Raw genomic sequence first — 1730 nt, 5'->3', positions numbered from 1 at the left:
TGGACATACGCAGCAACTCCATGCACGCAACCATACATGCACAACACTAAGTGGTCTGCGTCGTAAGTCCTTCGGGGGTTGATCATGTTGCGGGGGCGGCGGAGGATTCTTCTGGGTGATCGGCGGTGTGCCGGTCGAGCCTGGCCAGCAGATCGTCCAGGTCGGAGGTGGTGAACTTCCACTGGAACGGCTGTGCCGTGGCGTTGTAGCGGTCTTCGAAGGCTCGGAGCCGGTCCGCGACCTCGTTGAGGTCGGTGAAGTCGTTGGGTGTCACGACCTTGCGCTGCACAACGGAGAAGTAGATCTCCACCTGGTTTAACCAGGAGGCGTGGACCGGGGTGTGGACGAGGACCGCGTTCGGGTAGGCGAGGGTCAGCCGGTCGGCGGCCTTCTTGCCGCGGTGGGAGGAGCCGTTGTCCACGACCCAGAACACGCGTTTCGCGCTGGCGTAGGGCTCTTGAGTCATGACCTGGTCGACCAGGGCCATGAACGGGGCGATGCCGGTTCTCGGCTCGCAGCGGCCGAAGATCTTCGCGTGGTGGACGTCGTAGGCGGCCAGGTAGGCCAGCGCTCCACCGCGGCCGTAGGTGTGGTTCACCCGCATCGCCCTGGCCTGCCCGGGGGCCAGGGCGGGGTGGCAGCGGCAGCGGGCCTGGATCGAGGTCTTCTCATCCGCGCTGATCACGTACTCGTCCGCGCCGAGCGCTTCGCCGTTCCAGATGCGGGCATAGAGGTCGAGCACGCGTTCGGCCCTGGACCGGAAGGCAGGGTCGGTGATGAAGATCCAGGACCGGTACTGCCAGGGCTTGAGCGCGTCCTGCTTGAGCCAGCGCCGCACGGTGGAGGCGGAGATCGCGCCGGCGATGGCGCGGCCGACGACCTCGCGGGCCAGCTCTGGGGCCGACCAGCGCGAGAGCGGTGTGCCGCTCTCCGCGGGCAGTTGGCAGGCCAGGGCCTTGACCTGGGCGGTCTGCAGCGGCGTGAAGGAGGCGGGACGCCCGGAGCGCTTGCGGTCGGACAGGGCGGGCAGCCGGTGCTCGGCAAATCGGCCGCGCCAGGTGCGGACGGTGTCCAGGTGCAGCCCGCTCTCGCGGGCGATGCGGGCGTTGGGGCGGCCCCGGGCCGCGTGCAGGACAACCTGGGCGCGCTGACGGAGCCGGTGCTCGGTCTTGTGGCCGTAGGCCATCGTCTTGAGCCGCTTGCGCTCGGAGGCGGTCAGGGTTATCGGGCGGGCAGGGGCAACGGGCAAGGCAGGCAAGCCGATCACGAGAAGTGGATCACGACAGGCCGTATCCTGCCCGCCCCCGATCGCCAGCCCTCCGGCAGGATGTCCGCTGTGCCAACGCCCTCGGAACATACCCGGCTCCAACTCGAGCTGTACCTGAACATGCGCGCCAAGGCCGCTTGGCCGCAGCTGGCCGGCCTACGCGTCCGCCACCGGGGCCAATACGCCTACGTAGACGGCGAACTGGCCGACGGCCAGAGCGTCAAGCTGATGCGCCTGTGTTACCACGGCACCGCCAGCCGTTGGGGCTTCGCCCTGCACGACCCGGCCAGCGACCGCTACCAGGACGCCCTCCTGCCCACCGGCAGTGGCAGCGGCACCCCGGAGGACGCCCTCGACACCGCCTGCCACCTCCACCTCACCGCCTTCGACAGCTGACAACGCACACACCCCCGACCGGCTCCGAAGTCAACCCCCGAAGGACTTACGACGCAGACCACTAATG

Annotated in this window: 2 protein-coding genes; one reads left to right on the top strand and one right to left on the bottom strand. The window is 68.6% G+C overall.

Translation table 11 applies throughout. The features are described 5' to 3' along the window. Positions 1 to 82 precede the first annotated feature (82 nt). Positions 83 to 1267: an IS630 family transposase gene (locus tag VXC91_RS45170; protein ID WP_329513141.1), complete on the bottom strand. Its 1185-nt coding sequence runs from the start codon at positions 1265 to 1267 to the stop codon at positions 83 to 85. A gap of 69 nt (positions 1268 to 1336) precedes the next feature. Between VXC91_RS45170 and VXC91_RS45165 the strand changes: the two genes are divergently transcribed. Further along, positions 1337 to 1663: a hypothetical protein gene (locus VXC91_RS45165; RefSeq protein ID WP_329513140.1), complete on the top strand. Its 327-nt coding sequence runs from the start codon at positions 1337 to 1339 to the stop codon at positions 1661 to 1663. Positions 1664 to 1730: the final 67 nt, after the last annotated feature.

Source organism: Streptomyces chiangmaiensis, from assembly GCF_036281785.1.
Taxonomy (GTDB): domain Bacteria; phylum Actinomycetota; class Actinomycetes; order Streptomycetales; family Streptomycetaceae; genus Streptomyces; species Streptomyces chiangmaiensis.
This window is presented reverse-complemented; position numbering and strand designations above follow the sequence as displayed.